The organism is Sciscionella sediminilitoris (assembly GCF_000737195.2).
Lineage (GTDB): Bacteria > Actinomycetota > Actinomycetes > Mycobacteriales > Pseudonocardiaceae > Sciscionella > Sciscionella sediminilitoris.
The window spans coordinates 110,664-125,787 of sequence record NZ_JALM01000034.1; the positions used below are offsets into that span (position 1 = coordinate 110,664).

16 protein-coding genes and 1 tRNA gene are annotated in these 15,124 nt (G+C 68.1%); 6 read left to right on the forward strand and 11 right to left on the reverse strand.

Going from position 1 to position 15,124, the window contains the following annotated elements:
- Positions 1-70 precede the first annotated feature (70 nt).
- Positions 71-508, forward strand: coding sequence for a MarR family winged helix-turn-helix transcriptional regulator (locus AD72_RS15605; protein ID WP_031467239.1), 438 nt, complete (start codon positions 71-73; stop codon positions 506-508).
- A gap of 191 nt (positions 509-699) precedes the next feature.
- Complete coding sequence (locus AD72_RS35640; protein WP_197284986.1) at positions 700-1,584, forward strand: recombinase family protein; 885 nt, start codon at positions 700-702, stop codon at positions 1,582-1,584.
- Here AD72_RS35640 and AD72_RS15610 read toward each other — a convergent pair.
- Positions 1,566-1,651 (reverse strand) — tRNA-Leu (locus AD72_RS15610). The two genes, AD72_RS35640 and AD72_RS15610, sit on opposite strands and share 19 nt — an antisense overlap.
- Before the next feature lie 101 nt (positions 1,652-1,752).
- Between AD72_RS15610 and AD72_RS15615 the strand changes: the two genes are divergently transcribed.
- Positions 1,753-3,090 (forward strand): M20/M25/M40 family metallo-hydrolase, encoded by a 1,338-nt coding sequence (locus AD72_RS15615; protein WP_231644850.1) that lies wholly within the window; start codon positions 1,753-1,755, stop codon positions 3,088-3,090.
- 56 nt (positions 3,091-3,146) lie between these two features.
- On the opposite strand, the gene AD72_RS15620 is transcribed toward AD72_RS15615, so the two are convergent.
- Genes AD72_RS15620 through AD72_RS15630 form a run of 3 tightly spaced genes read right to left on the reverse strand, consistent with a single transcriptional unit; the run spans position 3,147 to position 5,307 of the window.
- Positions 3,147-3,377 (reverse strand): DUF5703 family protein, encoded by a 231-nt coding sequence (locus AD72_RS15620; RefSeq protein ID WP_031467241.1) that lies wholly within the window; start codon positions 3,375-3,377, stop codon positions 3,147-3,149.
- Complete coding sequence (locus AD72_RS15625; RefSeq protein WP_031467242.1) at positions 3,374-4,348, reverse strand: YncE family protein; 975 nt, start codon at positions 4,346-4,348, stop codon at positions 3,374-3,376. The genes AD72_RS15620 and AD72_RS15625 overlap by 4 nt, the downstream gene beginning before the upstream one ends.
- The gene (locus AD72_RS15630; RefSeq protein WP_031467243.1) at positions 4,345-5,307 is read right to left on the reverse strand and encodes an aldo/keto reductase; all 963 of its coding nucleotides are present in this window, start codon (positions 5,305-5,307) and stop codon (positions 4,345-4,347) included. Before AD72_RS15630 ends, AD72_RS15625 begins: the two co-directional genes overlap by 4 nt.
- Before the next feature lie 51 nt (positions 5,308-5,358).
- Between AD72_RS15630 and AD72_RS15635 the strand changes: the two genes are divergently transcribed.
- Positions 5,359-6,060 (forward strand): histidine phosphatase family protein, encoded by a 702-nt coding sequence (locus AD72_RS15635; RefSeq protein WP_031467244.1) that lies wholly within the window; start codon positions 5,359-5,361, stop codon positions 6,058-6,060.
- 79 nt (positions 6,061-6,139) lie between these two features.
- On the forward strand, positions 6,140-7,531 hold the full coding sequence (locus AD72_RS15640) for a S1C family serine protease (protein WP_037346007.1): 1,392 nt from the start codon (positions 6,140-6,142) through the stop codon (positions 7,529-7,531).
- Between the two features lie 126 nt (positions 7,532-7,657).
- Here the strand turns inward: AD72_RS15640 and AD72_RS15645 are convergent, their stop codons facing one another.
- The 5 genes from AD72_RS15645 to AD72_RS15665 form a co-directional block, all read right to left on the reverse strand.
- Entirely contained in the window at positions 7,658-9,298 is a 1,641-nt protein-coding gene (locus AD72_RS15645) for a M4 family metallopeptidase (protein ID WP_037346008.1), read from the reverse strand.
- A gap of 150 nt (positions 9,299-9,448) precedes the next feature.
- Positions 9,449-10,759 (reverse strand): M20/M25/M40 family metallo-hydrolase, encoded by a 1,311-nt coding sequence (locus tag AD72_RS15650; protein WP_156365218.1) that lies wholly within the window; start codon positions 10,757-10,759, stop codon positions 9,449-9,451.
- 4 nt (positions 10,760-10,763) lie between these two features.
- Positions 10,764-11,591: a M55 family metallopeptidase gene (locus tag AD72_RS15655; protein WP_031467248.1), complete on the reverse strand. Its 828-nt coding sequence runs from the start codon at positions 11,589-11,591 to the stop codon at positions 10,764-10,766.
- Between the two features lie 10 nt (positions 11,592-11,601).
- On the reverse strand, positions 11,602-11,820 hold the full coding sequence (locus AD72_RS15660) for a type II toxin-antitoxin system antitoxin (protein WP_020501841.1): 219 nt from the start codon (positions 11,818-11,820) through the stop codon (positions 11,602-11,604).
- Between the two features lie 2 nt (positions 11,821-11,822).
- Positions 11,823-12,743, reverse strand: coding sequence for an SPFH domain-containing protein (locus AD72_RS15665; protein WP_031467249.1), 921 nt, complete (start codon positions 12,741-12,743; stop codon positions 11,823-11,825).
- Positions 12,744-12,818: 75 nt separating this feature from the next.
- Between AD72_RS15665 and AD72_RS15670 the strand changes: the two genes are divergently transcribed.
- A complete protein-coding gene (locus AD72_RS15670; protein ID WP_031467250.1) occupies positions 12,819-13,283 on the forward strand; it encodes a universal stress protein in 465 nt (154 codons plus the stop codon).
- Between the two features lie 3 nt (positions 13,284-13,286).
- Here the strand turns inward: AD72_RS15670 and AD72_RS15675 are convergent, their stop codons facing one another.
- Positions 13,287-14,087, reverse strand: a complete 801-nt coding sequence (locus AD72_RS15675; RefSeq protein WP_031467251.1) for an ABC transporter permease — start codon at positions 14,085-14,087, stop codon at positions 13,287-13,289.
- Positions 14,084-15,055: a daunorubicin resistance protein DrrA family ABC transporter ATP-binding protein gene (locus AD72_RS15680; RefSeq protein WP_031467252.1), complete on the reverse strand. Its 972-nt coding sequence runs from the start codon at positions 15,053-15,055 to the stop codon at positions 14,084-14,086. The genes AD72_RS15675 and AD72_RS15680 overlap by 4 nt, the downstream gene beginning before the upstream one ends.
- Positions 15,056-15,124: the final 69 nt, after the last annotated feature.

Consider the following 15,124-nt stretch of genomic DNA (forward strand, 5'->3'; position numbering starts at 1 on the left):
AGCTTCCCTCCAGTTCATTTTGTTGCAAAACTAGTTTGTGACAAAAGGCGCTTTCGGTCAAGCTGACAGCATGGACACTGCCGCCGAACTCAGCCGCACACTGGGCCCACTGCGTCGTGCGGTGCTACGCGCGACCCGTACCGCGGCGAACCTGCCTGACCTGCCCGAGGCACAGATCGAACTACTGCGCACGCTGATCGCCGAGGGCCCACTCAACCCGCGCACCGTCGCGGCGCGGCTGCGCATCGCACCGTCGACGGTGAGCAACCTGGTCAAGACCATGAGCGCGACCGGTTTGATCGAGCGCGAGACGGCACCGAACGACCTGCGCACGGTGCACCTCACCGCCTCGGCAAAGGCGCGTGATCTGCTCGACCGCTACGACCGGACGAGCACGGCGACACTTGCCCACTCGATCGGGCTGTTATCAGCGAACGAACGGAACACCCTGGAGGCCGCGCTACCGATCCTCGGACGGCTGACCGAGCAGCTCGAGGTGCGCAACTAGCGGATGCCTGCGCGCCGCACTCCATGGCTTCGCGACGTGAGGGGTAATCAGCCGTTCGGGCCTGGACCTCAAATCGCGAGCTCTCACCGCCGGGCGTGCACAGATCGGGCCGGTGGCGTTCTACGGGCGCTGCTCGACGGAGGGCAACCAGGATCGCGCGGCTGGCGGCGTGGCGCAATGCCACGACCTTCGTGGAACCGCTCGGCGATGAGGTGGTGCGCCGCTTTCTAGCCGATCTCCTGGAGGGGAACGGGCACCGGGCGATTGCTAATGCCTTGAACCGGGACTGCATCCCGTGTCCCTCGGCGGCGCGGCCGGAGCAGAATCGGCACCGGCATGGTGACGGGTGGCAGTCCAGCACCGTGCGCGCGATTCTCGACAACCCGCGCTATACCGGCTATGCGGTGTTCGGGCGCTGGACGGGCCACGAAACGCTGCTCGATCCGAACGACGTTGCGGCCGGGTACGTCACGCGTTCGCGGCGCGCTGCGGCGTCCTCGGTGGTGCGCTCGCGCAAGCCCGCGTATCGCCCGCGCCCTGGCTCCCCACTGCTGGAGACGCACCCGACGAACGTCTACCTGCGCGAGGCACACGTGATCGGGCCGCTGAACGAGTGGCTGGATCGGTGGTTCGGGCGCGAACAACGGCAGACCACGGTGGAAGCGATGCTCGGTGTGGACCTCGCGAACCCGGATACGGTACGCGCCAAACAGGTCAAGGCAAGCATTGCCGACGCAGAGAAGCGCCGACACCGCTTACAAGCCGCGATCGAGGCTGGGGCCGACCCGGACGCGCTGATTGACGGACTCAACCGGGCCAAGGCGGACAAGGACGCGGCTAAGGCCGAGCTACGAAGGATCCCTTCGGGGCGGACGGTCGATCGGGTACAGATTGAAGCGGCACTCGATTATCTCGAAGACGTGGATCGGATACTCGATCAAGGAAAACCGGAACGATTACAGGAGTTCTACAAGAAACTAGGCTTGGAGCTGATCTTCGATCAAAAAGAGAAAACCGTTGCTGTGAAAGCGAAATCCCTTGGTAGGGATTCTAAGTGTGTCGGAGGGGGGACTTGAACCCCCACGTCCATTATTAGGACACTAGCACCTCAAGCTAGCGCGTCTGCCATTCCGCCACTCCGACTTGGCTTATTCAGTTGTCCTGCCCGCTCCCTGCGGACAAGGACTACAGTAGCGCATGTTGAATGGACCCTGTAACCCACCCCCGGCAACTGAGGGAGAACCGTGTCTGAGCAGGTGGCGGCCGTGAGTCCGGAGATCGAGCGGGCTGCGCAGGAGGCTGTGTCGCTGACGAGTGAGCTGATCCGGATCGATTCAACGAACACGGGTGACCCGGAGACGTTGGTCGGTGAGCGGTCGGCCGCGGAGTTCGTGGCGACGAAGCTGACGGAGGCCGGCTACGCGATCGAGTATGTGGAGTCGGGCGGTCGTGATCGGCACAATGTGATCACTCGCCTGGAGGGCAGTGACCGCTCTCGTCCGGGTCTGCTGATCCACGGTCATCTGGATGTGGTCCCGGCGGAGCCTTCGGAGTGGTCGGTGCATCCGTTCTCGGGCGCAATCCAGGACGGCTATGTGTGGGGCCGTGGCGCGGTGGACATGAAGGACATGGACGGGATGATGTTGGCGCTGGCGTTGCATTACAAGCGCCACAACATCGTCCCGCCGCGGGACATCGTGTTCGCTTTCCTGGCGGACGAGGAGGCGGGCGGTCAGTATGGCGCCTCGTGGCTGGTGGAGCACCGTCCTGAACTGTTCGAGGGGGTCAGTGAGGCGATCAGTGAGGTCGGCGGTTTCTCGGTGACGTTCGGGGACGGTGTCCGGGCCTATCTGATCGAGACGGCGGAGAAGGGGATCCGTTGGCTGAAGCTGCGTGCGCACGGTGCCCCCGGACATGGCTCGATGGTGCACAAGGACAACGCGGTGGCGAAGCTGGCGGCGGCGGTGACCCGGCTGGGCAATCACGAGTTCCCGATCGTGCTGACGGACTCGCTCCGGGAGTTCCTGGACGGTGTCTCGGAGCTGACGGGCATGGAGTTCCCGGAGGACGATCTGGAGGGCTCGATCGGGAAGCTGGGCAATCTGGCGCGCATGGTCGGGGCGACGATCCGGGACACGGCGAACGTGACGATGTTCAACGGTGGTTACAAGTCGAACGTGATCCCGTCGACGGCGACGGCAAGTGTGGACTGCCGGATCCTCCCGGGCCGGGAAGCGGCGTTCGAGGCGGAGCTGGACGCGTTGCTCGGCCCGGATGTGGAACGGGAGTGGCTGGCGCTGCCGCCGGTGGAGACGAGTTTCGACGGGGCGATCGTGGACGCGATGAAGGCCTCGATCGTGGCGGAGGATCCGGGTGCGCGCACGCTGCCGTATCTGCTTTCGGCGGGCACGGACGCGAAGTCGTTCCAGCGGCTGGGGATCCGCAATTTCGGGTTCTCTCCGCTGCAACTGCCCCCGGACCTGGATTTCAGCGCGCTGTTCCACGGTATCGATGAGCGGGTGCCGGTGGAGGCGCTGAAGTTCGGTACCCGGGTGCTGGACCGGTTCATCCGGGCGAGCTGACCGGAGGCTGTTCCCGGTGTTCCGCGCACCGGGAACAGCTCACCTCGCCGCGGTACTCAGACGATGATTCCGGGCACGAGGTGGCGCGGCCTCTTGCGGCGCAGCCACATGTGCCTGCTGCCGTCGGCGAACAGCAGGGTGCGGCACAGCTCCCAGCCGCCGAGCTCGGCGTTGATGGACAACTGGATGGCCGCCGCGCGCCGGGAGATCCCCGCGGGAATGCGTAGCGGCCGGTATTCCCAGTCGCCGACGGTATGTCCCTCCCCGTCGCCGTCCTCTGTGGTCATGGCCGCACCACCGCCAATCCGTCCGTGGCAGCGGAACCGACGAGCACGGCACCGCTGCGCGGGTCGACGGCCACCGAGTCGGGCGATCCGACGGTGGGGAACCGGTACTTCAGGTCCGGCTCGCCGTGCCCGACCGCGTACCCGGCGACCTCATTCGTTCCCGTAACCGTAACCCAGATGAGCTTGCGAGTGGGGTCGAAAGCGATCCCGAATGGGGTCTTGCCGACCGGAAAACGCTGGCGCATGAGCACCGGGCCGGTGGCGAAGGCGAGGAGCTGGTTGCTGCGCGCATCGGTGACGAGCACCCGGCCGTAGCTGTCGGTGACCCCGCGTGCTGCGCCCTGACCTGCGCGGACGCCGGTCCCGAAGGAGCGCTTGTCGAGCTGCACGTCGTAGAGGGCGGTCCGCACCGGATCGAGGGCGAGGACTTCCTCGCCGACGGCGAAGAGCTGCTCGGGGCGGACCTTGCCGGTGATGTTCGCCAGGCGCTTGCCGTCCCGGAAGACGCCGACGCTGTCCTTGTCGGGGAAGGCCACGACCAGCCGTCCGTCCCGTAGGAGCACGGCCGAACTGGGCTTTCCGCCGACCTCGGTGGGGGCACTCCGGCCGGAGGTGGACACGGTGAGTACCGAACCGGGCACGGGCACGAGGGCGCCGCTCGGTGCCGCGCTGAGTTTGCCCGGTTTGCCCGGTAGTTTCACGGTGCGCGGCTGGGCGGTGAGGTCGTCGAGGTTGTAGAGCAGCAGGGTGTCGGCGCGGGTGAGGAACAGGGTGCGGTCCACGACGAGGGTGTCGAGCACGGCGCCACCGGTGTCGATGCGGTCGCCCTTGGCCGGTGTGCTCATCGGTACGCTCGCCGGTTTCGCGGCGCTGGCGTTGTTGGCGACCTGCAACGGGTCCTTGTCCTGGCTGCCGCATCCGGCGAGCAGCGCACCGGCCAGCAGCGCCGCGGCGAGGCGGGCGGTTTTCACGAGTGGGGCCACCTTTCCGGGTAGCCGGATCCCGGTTCGCTCACATCGTCGAGCGCGGCCCGGATCGCGGCGGGCAGGGTGAGGTCTTCGGCGGCGAGGGAACCGGTCAGCTGGGCGGTGTCCCGGGCACCGACCACCGGGGCGACCACGCCGGGACGGTCCCGCACCCAGGCCAGGGCGACGGCGAGCGGGGAGGTACCGAGGCCGTCCGCGGCGGTGGTGATCGCCTCCACGATGCGGGCGACCCGTTCGGTGCGATGGCGGTCGACGTATCCGGCGTATTCGGGGTCGGCGCCGCGCGAATCGGCCGGGGTGCCGGTGCGGTACTTGCCGGTGAGCACGCCCCTGCCGAGCGGGGCCCAGGGCAGCAGCCCGATCCCGTGGTACTCGGCGGCCGGGATGACCTCGCGTTCGATTCCGCGTTCGGCGAGCGAGTACTCGTGCTGGGTGGACACGATCGGCACTGTGGCACAGGCGGCGGTGGCCAGCTGCCATCCGGTGTAGTTGGCCACCCCGATGTAGCGGACCTTGCCCGAACGCAGGGCGTAGTCCATCGCGGACAGGGTTTCCTCGAGTGGCACGTTCGGATCCCAGGCGTGCAGCTGCCACAGGTCGATGTGGTCCACTCCGAGCCTGCGCAGTGATCCGTCCAGTGCCCCGAGCAGCGAGCCGCGGGAGGCACCGCCGCCGAACGGACCGGTGCCGCGGTTGGCGACCGCCTTGGTGGCGAGCACGATCTCCTCGCGGGGGACGAGGTCGCCGAGAAGTCCGCCGAGCAGTTCCTCGGTCTCGCCCTCGCCGTACACGTCGGCGGTGTCCACGAGTGTTCCGCCCGCGTCGACGAACGCGACGAGCTGACTCGCCGCCTCGTCGGCGTCGGTATCGCGCGCCCAGCCCATGGTGCCGAGCGCCATGCGGGAGACGCGAAGTCCGGAGTTGCCGAGCCGCCGAATCTGCACCTGTTGAAGCGTAATGCGCCCGGTATCGGCCGGTGCCGTAGGGTGGAAGGCGTGGCGACGGTGATCCTGCTACGGCACACGAAATCCAGCGCGAACGGGGCCGGTGTGCTCGCCGGGCGCACTCCCGGAGTGGAGCTCGCCGAGCGCGGGCACGAACAGGCGCTGGGCCTGGTCGAGCGGCTCGAGGGAGTGCCGATCGCGGAGGTGTGCAGCTCGCCCCTGTTGCGGTGCAAGCAGACGATCGCCCCGCTGCTGAAGGCGCGCGGGCTCCGTGCCCGCACCGACAAGCGGCTCGCCGAGGTGGACTACGGCGACTGGACCGGGGCCGAGCTGAAGAAACTGACCAAGGAACCGCTGTGGCGGGTGGTGCAGGCCCATCCCTCGGCGGCGGTGTTCCCCGGCGGGGAAGGGCTCGCGGCCATGCAGGCGCGGTCGGTCGCGGCGATCCGCGAGCACGACGCGCGGATCAGCGAACAGTACGGTTCCGAGGCGATCTGGCTGGCCTGCAGCCACGGTGATGTCATCAAGTCAGTGCTCGCCGATGCGCTCGGGATGCATCTGGATTCGTTCCAGCGGATCGTGGTCGATCCGGGATCGGTCTCGGTCGTCCGGTTCACCGAGACCCGGCCGTTCGTGGTGCGCAGCAACGACCTCGGCGGGGACCTGTCCGGGATCGTCGCGCCGAAACCCGCGAAGTCGAAGGGCAAGCGGGGCTCCTCGGACGCGGTCGTGGGCGGTTCCACCGGAAACTGAGCAGCGCACTCGGGAAATTCAGCGACGGTTCTAGGGTGGTTCTGCGCGGATTCTCAGGTTCTGGTCTCATCCTTGAACCATGACCGAGAACACGCCGCCGCAGGACGAACCGCAACCGCAACCGCAGCAGCCCCAGCCGGGGCAGGCGTGGTGGCAGCAGCACAGCGCGACCCCGCCGTACGGCGCCGCGCAGCAGCAACAGCAGCCCGGAGCGCCGCAGTACACCATGCCGATCGGCACCGTTCCCGGACCGGAGCGCCCGAAACGCAAGGTCACCGGGCCGATCGTGATCACCGCGCTCATCGCGGGCCTGATCGGTGGCGGTGTGGGAGTCGGCGGCAGTGCGCTGTTCGCGAGTGGTTCGGATGCCCCGCTGCTGACCTCGCAGCCGCAGTCCTCGAGCAGCGTGAGCACCAAGCCGGGCTCGGTGTCCTACGCGGCCGAGGTGGCCCTGAAATCGACGGTGGACATCAAGACGGCCACTCAGCAGGGGCAGGGTGAGGGCACCGGGATCGTGCTGACCCAGGACGGCTACATCCTGACGAACAACCACGTGGTCGCAGGCGCGGACAACGGCGGGCGTATCCAGGTGACCGGTCCGGACGGCAAGAAGTACTCGGCGAGCATCAAGGGCACCGCGCCCTCCTACGACCTCGCGGTCATCAAACTCGACGGGGCGAGCGGACTGACCCCGGCCAAGCTCGGCCAGTCGAGCAACCTGAAGGTCGGCCAGCAGGTCGCGGCGGTCGGCAGCCCGTACGGCTTCACCGACTCGGTGACCTCGGGCATCGTCAGTGCCCTTTCCCGCACGGTCACCGCGCAGTCCGAGGACGGCCAGATGGTGGTCTACAACGCGCTGCAGACCGATGCCTCGATCAACTTCGGCAACTCCGGAGGACCGCTGGTGAACATGGACGGCCAGGTGGTCGGGGTGAACTCGGCGAAGTACTCCGGCAACGGTCAGAGCGGCCAGGGCCAGGGCCAGGAGGACGGCGGTGCGCAGGGGATCGGCTACTCGATCCCGATCGACACCGCGAAACGGGTCGCGAACGAGCTCATGCAGAACGGCAAGGCGACCAAACCCCAGCTCGGGGTGACCGGTTCCGTCGGTTCGCAGGGCACGGCCCGCGAGGGAGGTGCCCCGCTCGGTGAGGTGAGCTCGGGTGGTGCGGCCGAGAAGGCGGGCATCAAGCAGGGTGATGTGGTCACCAAGCTCGGGAACACCCCGATCAGTTCGTACGCGGACCTGATGGCGCAGGTGCTCAAGCACCAGCCGGGCGAGACGATTCCGGTCACCGTGAAGCACTCGGACGGTTCGGAGCAGACGGTCAACGTGACGCTCGGCAGCACGACCGACACCAAGCAGACGACGGTTTCCCCGCAGCAGGAGAACCCGTTCGGCGGTGGTGGCGGCAACCCGTTCGGCGGTGGCAACGGTGGGGGAGGGATCCCCGGATTCGGTGGGAACTGAGTTCTCATCCGCGAGACGTGGGGCCAGGGTTCGCGCATCGCCCTGGCCTCACGTCGCATCACGGGGCCGCACCAGGGAACGCCACGGCCGCCGGACACGGCGGCCGTGGCGCACGGCTGTCGGGGCTCAGCCGTTCACATTCACCGCCGACCATGCCGCGGCGACGGTGGTGGCCTCGGCGCTTCCCGAACCGTAGAGATCGGACGCGGCCTGGATCGTGGCCTGGCGGGCGCTGCGGTAGTTCGTGGTGGAGACGAAGTACTTGGTCAGCGCCGTGTACCAGATCTGTGCGGCCTTGTCGCGCCCGATTCCGGTGACGGTGGAGCCGTTCGCGGTCGGGCTGTCGTACTGCACGCCGTTGATGACCTTGCTTCCGCTGCCCTCGGCGAGCAGATAGAAGAAGTGGTTGGCGATGCCCGAGGAATAGTGCACATCGGTGTTGCCCGCCCCGGAGGACCAGCTGTCCAGCGAACGGCCGTCCTTGGATGGCTTGTCCATGTAGCGCAACGGTTTCCCGTCGCCACGGAGATTCAGTAGTTCACCGATGAGGTAATCGGGCTTGTCCACGGCATTGTTCGCGTGCCACTCGACCATGGTGCCGAAGATGTCGCTGGTGGCTTCGTTCAGTCCGCCGGACTCGCCGCGGTAGACCAGGCCAGCCGTGGCCGAGGTGACGCCGTGCGACATCTCGTGCCCGGCCACGTCGAGTTCGGTCAGCGGCCGGGTGCCGCTGGATCCGTCGCCGTAGGTCATGCAGCCACAGCTGTCGTCCCAGAAGGCGTTCGCGTAGTTGGTGCTGTAATGCACCCGGCTGTAGGCGGCCTTTCCGGTGTCCCAGATGCCGGAGCGGTTGAACACCTCCTTGTAGAAGTCCCAGGTCGCCGCGCCGCCATACGCGGCATCCGCACCCGCGGTCTGCGGGGTGGCCCCGTTTCCGTCGCCCCACACGTTGTCCGCGTCGGTCATCAGGGTTCCCCGGCCGGAGGTTGCGTGGTTGAGGTTGTAGATGCTCTGCCCGCCGCGTGTGGCATCGGTGAGTTGGTAGCCGGATCCGGACTGGGTGGTCTGCAGGCTGACCGTCCCGCTGTACTCCGTGCGCCCGGTTCCGGTCGCCGCGAGCGCGGTGCGCGAACCAGAGCCGCGTTGTGCCGTGGCGGGCCGCCCGCTCGTGTCGTCGGTCAGCTGTTTGATCTCGTCGTCACTGGCGAGAACCTTGCCGGTGTTCGCGTCGGTGACCACGTGCAGTCGGCTCGGTGTCCGGTCGGCCTTGATCCCGGTGAGCACGGTCTCGTAGCCGAGAACCGGGGCGCCGTCGGCGGCGTAGACGACCTTGCGCGGCTGGTTCGCCGTGTAGCGCACCGAGGGGCTGGCGGCGAGCGCGGCACGGGCCGCTTGTGCTGGGCTCAGCTTCGGGGCGGTGGACAGCGTCAGCGGGGAGCGGTTGGCCAACCGCGCTTGTCTGAGTCTGCCGTCCGGTCCGGTCGTGACCACCAGGTCGCCTCCGAGTACCGGTAATCCGTGATACGTGCGTTCGTAGCGCAGGTGCCGGGTTCCGTCCCGGTCCACGATCGCCGCCCTGGCGATGGGTTTCTCGGCGCTGCCGAGGCCGAGCTGTCGGGCGATGTCCCCGGCAGCCGAGGCTGCGGTGGACACCGGTGCCTTCACTCCCGGTCCGGGATCGGTGGCAGCGGCGCCGGCGTCGGCACCCGCCGCGAGGACGGCGGCGACTGATATGGTGATGACGGCTGGAATGAGTTTTTTCTTCATGCCAGCGAGATTCGGCCGGTTGTGGGGAGAATGTCCACAACGTGCCATTCACCGTTGACCAGACGGATTCCCGCTGACATGCCGCTATCCCGCGGTCAACCGCTGTTCGGTTCACGGCGATCGGCCGGGTTACGTCAAAAGTGATGGGTGCTAGCGGGACAGGAATCGCCAGAGGGCCCGCGCACCGAATTCGAGCGCGGACACGGGAACCCGCTCGTCGACCCCGTGCGGCATCTCCCGATACGGGTACTCGGCGGGAAGCCGTAGCGGGGAGAACCCGTAGCAGTCGATGCCGATCGCGCTGAACGCCTTGGCGTCGGTGCCACCGCCCATGCAGAACGGTACCGGCACGGCTCCCGGGTCCTCGGCGCGCAGGGCTTCGCTCATCGCGGCGAACCACTCCGAGTCGACCGGCGCGGATACCGCCGGATTGCGGACCAGGGAGGTGCGTTCCACCGCGGTGCCGAGCAGTTCGTCGATGGTGGCGAACAGTTCCGGTTCGGTTCCGGGAAGTGAGCGGGTATCCAGCCGCGCCCTGGCCTCGGAGGGGATCACATTCACCTTGTAGCCCGCGTCCAGCACGGTCGGGGTCGTGGAGTTGCGGATCGTCGGCAATACCGGGGAGGCGGCCGTGCCCAGCGCCTCGATCGCGGCGAGCACACCCCGCTCATCGGTGAGATCGACGTCGATGCCGAGCGCTCCCGCGGCGCCTTCGAGATAGCCGCGCACGGCGGGAGTGAGCACGACCGGCCAGTCGTGCGCCGCGATCCGGGCGACCGCGTTCACCAGTGCGGTGACGGCGTTGTCCGTGTTCGGGCGGGAACCGTGCCCCGCGCGGCCCCGTGCGGTGAGCTCGAGGTGCATGGTGCCGCGCTCGGCGGTCGCGATCGGGTAGAGCCGGACTTCGCGCCCGTCCGGGGCGGTGACCGGGAAGGTGTAACCACCCGATTCGCTGATGGCACAAGCACATCCGGCGAACTCTTCGGCGTGGTTCGCGGTCAGCCAGTGCGCCCCGTACTCACCGGCGTCCTCTTCGTCGGCGACGAAGGCGAGTACCACATCCCGGCGCGGGCCGGTTCCCTCGCGCGCCCAGCGCTCGGCGGTGCTGAGCAGCATGGCGCACATGTCCTTCATGTCCGTGGCACCGCGCCCCCACAGATAGCCGTCGCGGACCTCGCCGGAGAACGGGTCGACCGACCAGTCACCGGCGGCCGCGGGAACCACATCCAGATGTGCGTGGGCGAGCACGGCGCTCAGTGCGGGATCACTGCCGGGAATGCGCAGCAGCACGTTCGACCGACGTGGCGCGGATTCCAGGATCCGGGGCGCGTATCCGGCCTCGGTGAGAACCCCGGCGACGTATTCGGCGGCCTCGCGCTCGCCCTTGGCGTCCCCGCCACCGTGGTTGGTGGTGTCGAACCGGATCAGATTCGCGGCGTGCTCAAGGGTGCGGTCGGGCATGGACTCAGCCATAGATCCCGTCCACCGCACCGGATGCGACCTGGGTGACGACCTTGAAGGTCTGCATGGCCTCGGTCATCGAGGCGGACTCGAAGCCGATCCGGTTCGTGGCCCGGCGCTGCACGGTCGGGATGAGCGCGGCAGCGGCGGCGAGGTGGCTCGCGTCGAACTCCACCTCGATCTCGTGCGCCGAGCTGGTTCGTGCACCGGCCCCGGCGGCCGCCATTCCCGTGCGCGCCGCTTCGGTGATCACCTCGGCGGAACGGGCGGGTGGCAGGCAGACTGCCGCGTACCGGGAGACGCAGGTCTTCACGATCGCCTTCGCAGCGGACGGGCTGTAGTCCTCGGCGTCCGCGCAGCACTTGTCGTCCCCGGTCACCAGGATCACCGGAACCCCGTATTCCGCGGCGAGCGCGGCGTTGAGCCGTCCCTCGCTCGCCCGGACCCCGTCCAGCCAGACCCCGGTGATCTGGTTCTCCAGGTAGGTGTGCGCGAGCACCCCATCGGCGCCCGCTGCCGCGTGATATCCGAGGAACACCACACCGTCCGGCACCGTGTCGATGCCCTCCATCATGGAGAGCGGTTTGTGCTTGCCGGTCAGCATGCTCACCCGCGGATCGAGCCGCTCGAGCAGGAGATTGCGCTGCGAGGAGTGCGCCTCGTTGATCACCACCTCCTCGGCCCCGCCCGCGTAGAGCCCGGCGACGCAGGCGTTCACATCCTCGGTGAAGATCGGGCGGAATCGCTGCCACTGTTCGCTGCCGACGGTGACATCCGCGGAACAGGTGACTCCGGTGACGCCTTCCATATCGGCGGAGATCATGATGCGCACGGCGGTCAGCCTAACCGTCCTCGGACTTCGGTTCGCGCTTCGGTGGCCTCCCGCGTTTCGGTAGCGCCCCGGCGTCTTTGGGTAGCCGGCCCGCGTCGGAAAGCGCACGCCGCAACAGGAACTCGATCTGTGCGTTGGTGCTGCGCAGTTCGTCCGAGGCCCAGCGGGCGAGCGCATCGTGCACGGCGGGGTCGAGCCGCAGCAGGATGCCCTTGCGTTCAGCAGACACGGTTACTGGTATAGCGATCCGGAGTTGATGACCGGCTGGGTGGACTGCTCGCTGCACAACACGACGAGCAGATTACTCACCATCGCCGCGCGACGTTCCTCGTCCAGTTCGACCACGTTCTCCTCGTCCAGCCGGGAAAGTGCCTCACGCACCATACCTACCGCGCCGTCCACGATCTGCTGACGCGCCGCGACCACCGCGCTCGCCTGCTGACGGCGCAGCATGACCTGGGCGATCTCCGGGGCATAGGCAAGGGCGGTGATCCGGGATTCCACGATGGTCACCCCGGCCGCCTTGATGCGCGCGGTGATCTCCTCGGACAGCTGCTGGGTGATCTCCTCGGTGTTGTCCAGCAGCGAGAGCCGCTCGCTGTCCCGCGCGCCGTAGGGGTAGCTGTTCGCGATGTGCCGGACCGCGGTTTCGGTCTGGATGGCGACGAACTGCACGAAGTTGTCCACCTCGTAGACCGCCTGCGCGGTGTCGTGCACGTGCCAGACGACGACCGCGGCGATCTCGATCGGGTTGCCGTCGGCATCGTTGACCTTGAGCGTCGAGGTCTCGTGGTTGCGGATCCGGGTGGAGACCGGGCGGCGGATGGTGAACGGGTTGACCCATTTCAGCCCGGGGGAGCGGATCGTGCCGAGATAGCGCCCGAACAGCTGCAGTACGCGGGCCTCACCGGGGATGACCGGGGTGAGACCGGCGAACCCGAGCAGGCCGAGGAGGGCGAACAGGATGCCGAGGACGAGCAGCACGATGCCGAGTGCGGCACCGAGCACGGCGGCGAACGCGATGCCCGCCGCGCCGACCAGGATCAGCAGCACGGACACCGCGATCGCGGTCCATCCGGAGGCCGCGTCGATCGGGCGTTCCCGGATAGCTGGGGTGCGCTGGCGGACGTTCGACGGCTCGGTGGTCGTCATGGTGATCACTCCCTCAGGGGTAACTGGCTTCGATTAAATGATATCAGATAAATATCTGATTCGGCGTGGGAGACAATGAGCGGCGTGGCGAACGACTTCGAACGCGGTACCGACGGCCCGAAACTGATCCTCGCCGGGATCGACGAGTCGGATTCGGCGATGCGCGCGGCCGCCTACGCGGGCGGGCTGGCGCGACGGCAGGGCGCGGAACTGGCGCTCGTGTACGTGCGCCCGATCGTGTCGAGCACGGCGACCTTCGCCGCGGAGACCGTGAAGACCGGTGAGGCGATCGCCGAAGACCTGGAGAAATACCTCACCGAGGCGGTCGAGTCGCGGGGCGGCACCGAGGGCTACGGGGTGCGGTGGCGCTTCCTGGTGCGTGCCGGGGACCCGTACCGCGAGCTGGTCGCGGCCGCCGAGGAACTCACCGCGGACGCCGTGGTGGTCGGGGCCTCGGAGAGCGTCGGGCACCGGGTGATCGGCTCGATCGCGGTGCGCCTGGTGCGTGCCGGGCGCTGGCCGGTCACCGTCGTCCCGTAGCCGCTATCGGGTGGCCACCCGCCGGTAGCGTGCGGCGGCCAGCGGCAGGAAGACCGCGATGATCGCCACCGAGCACAGCACCGTGTAGAGCGCGGCGTGCTCGGCGGGCCAGCCGACCGGTTGCGGGAGGTTCGCCGGGGTCGGGTTACCGAACAGCACGCGGGTGGCGCCCGCGACCGCGGTGATCGGGTTCCACTCGGCGATCGCGGAGAGCCCGCTCGGCATCGCGCTCACCGAGACGAACCCCGAGGAGATGAAGGTGACCGGGAACAGCCAGATGAGCCCGGCGCTCATCGCGACCTCCACGGAAGGAGCGATGAGCCCGATCCAGGCGCCCACCCAGGACATCGCGAAGGCGAACAGCAGGATCAGCAGGTAGGCCAGCACCGCGTCCAGTGCGCTGCCCCGGATCCGCCAGCCGATGGCCAGCCCGCACAGTGAGGTGACCACGAGTGAGACCGTGCTCGCGGTGAGATCGGATGTGGTGCGCCCGATGATCACCGCGACGCGGGACATGGGCAGCGCGCGCAGCCGGTCCACGAACCCGCGCTGCAGGTCATTGGCGAATCCGATGGTGGTGAACGCGGCGTTGAAGGCCATGGTCTGCGCGAAGATCCCGCCCATCAGGAACTCGCGATAGGCGTCACCGCCGAGGCTCCCGCCGAACACGTAGGCGAGCAGCAGCACGAACATGATCGGCTGGGCGGTGGAGGTGAGCAGGGTGCCCGGTGTCCGGCGCAGATTCAGCAGGTTGCGCCAGGCGATGATGTGCGCGTCCCGTCCGACGCGGAGCAGGGTCGTCATGAGGTGAGCTCCCCGGTGCGGTCCGGCTCCATCGCGGGTTCCTCGGTGAGCGCGAGGAAGACGTCGTCCAGCGTGGCCCGGCGCAGCGCCATGTCCAGCGGCTCGATGCCCGCCTCGGTGAAGCGCCGCAGCGCCTCGGTCATGGCGGAGCGTCCGTGCGGCACGGCGACCTCGACGCGCCGGTTGACCGGATCCACCGTGGGCGTGCTCTGGGCGAGCGCGCCCAGGATCCTCGCGGTGACCTCGAGCTCCTCGACGGGCACGGTCACGTCCAGCCGTTGTCCTCCGGTGCGTGCCTTGAGCTGATCCGGGGTGCCTCGTTCGACGATCCGGCCCGCGGACAGCACCGCGATCCGGCCGGCGAGCCGATCGGCTTCCTCCAGATACTGGGTGGTCAGCAGCACGGTCGCGCCCTCGGCCACCAGCTCCCCGATGATCTCCCAGGTGTCCATCCTGCTGCGCGGATCGAGCCCGGTCGTGGGTTCATCGAGCACCACCAGCTCGGGTCTGGCCAGCAGTGCACCGGCGAGGTCGAGCCTGCGCCGCATCCCGCCGGAATAGTGCTGTGCGCGCCGGTCGGCCGCCTCGGTCAGCCGGAACCGGCCCAGCATCTCGGTGGCGCGGGAGCGAGCCGTGCGCCGCGACATTCCGTAGAGCCTGCCGACGAGGTAGAGGTTCTCCGCGCCGGTCAGTTTCTCGTCGACCGAGGCGAACTGGCCGGAGAGCCCGATCGAGCGGCGCACCGCCTCGGGCTCGGTGGTGGTGTCGTGCCCGCCGACGGTGATGCGGCCGCTGTCCGGGCGCAGCAGCGTGGCCAGCATGCGCACGATCGTCGTCTTGCCCGCTCCGTTCGGGCCGAGCAGGCCGAAGATCGATCCGCGCGGCACGCTGAGGTCCACACCGTCGACGGCACGGGTGTCGCCAAACGATTTGCACAGCGATCGGATTCGCAAAAGTGGTTCGCCCAACTTTTGCGTATCCTGATTCGTATTCTCGTCGTTGTCAACGAGCCGCCGTGGCGACCGTTCATTGTTCAT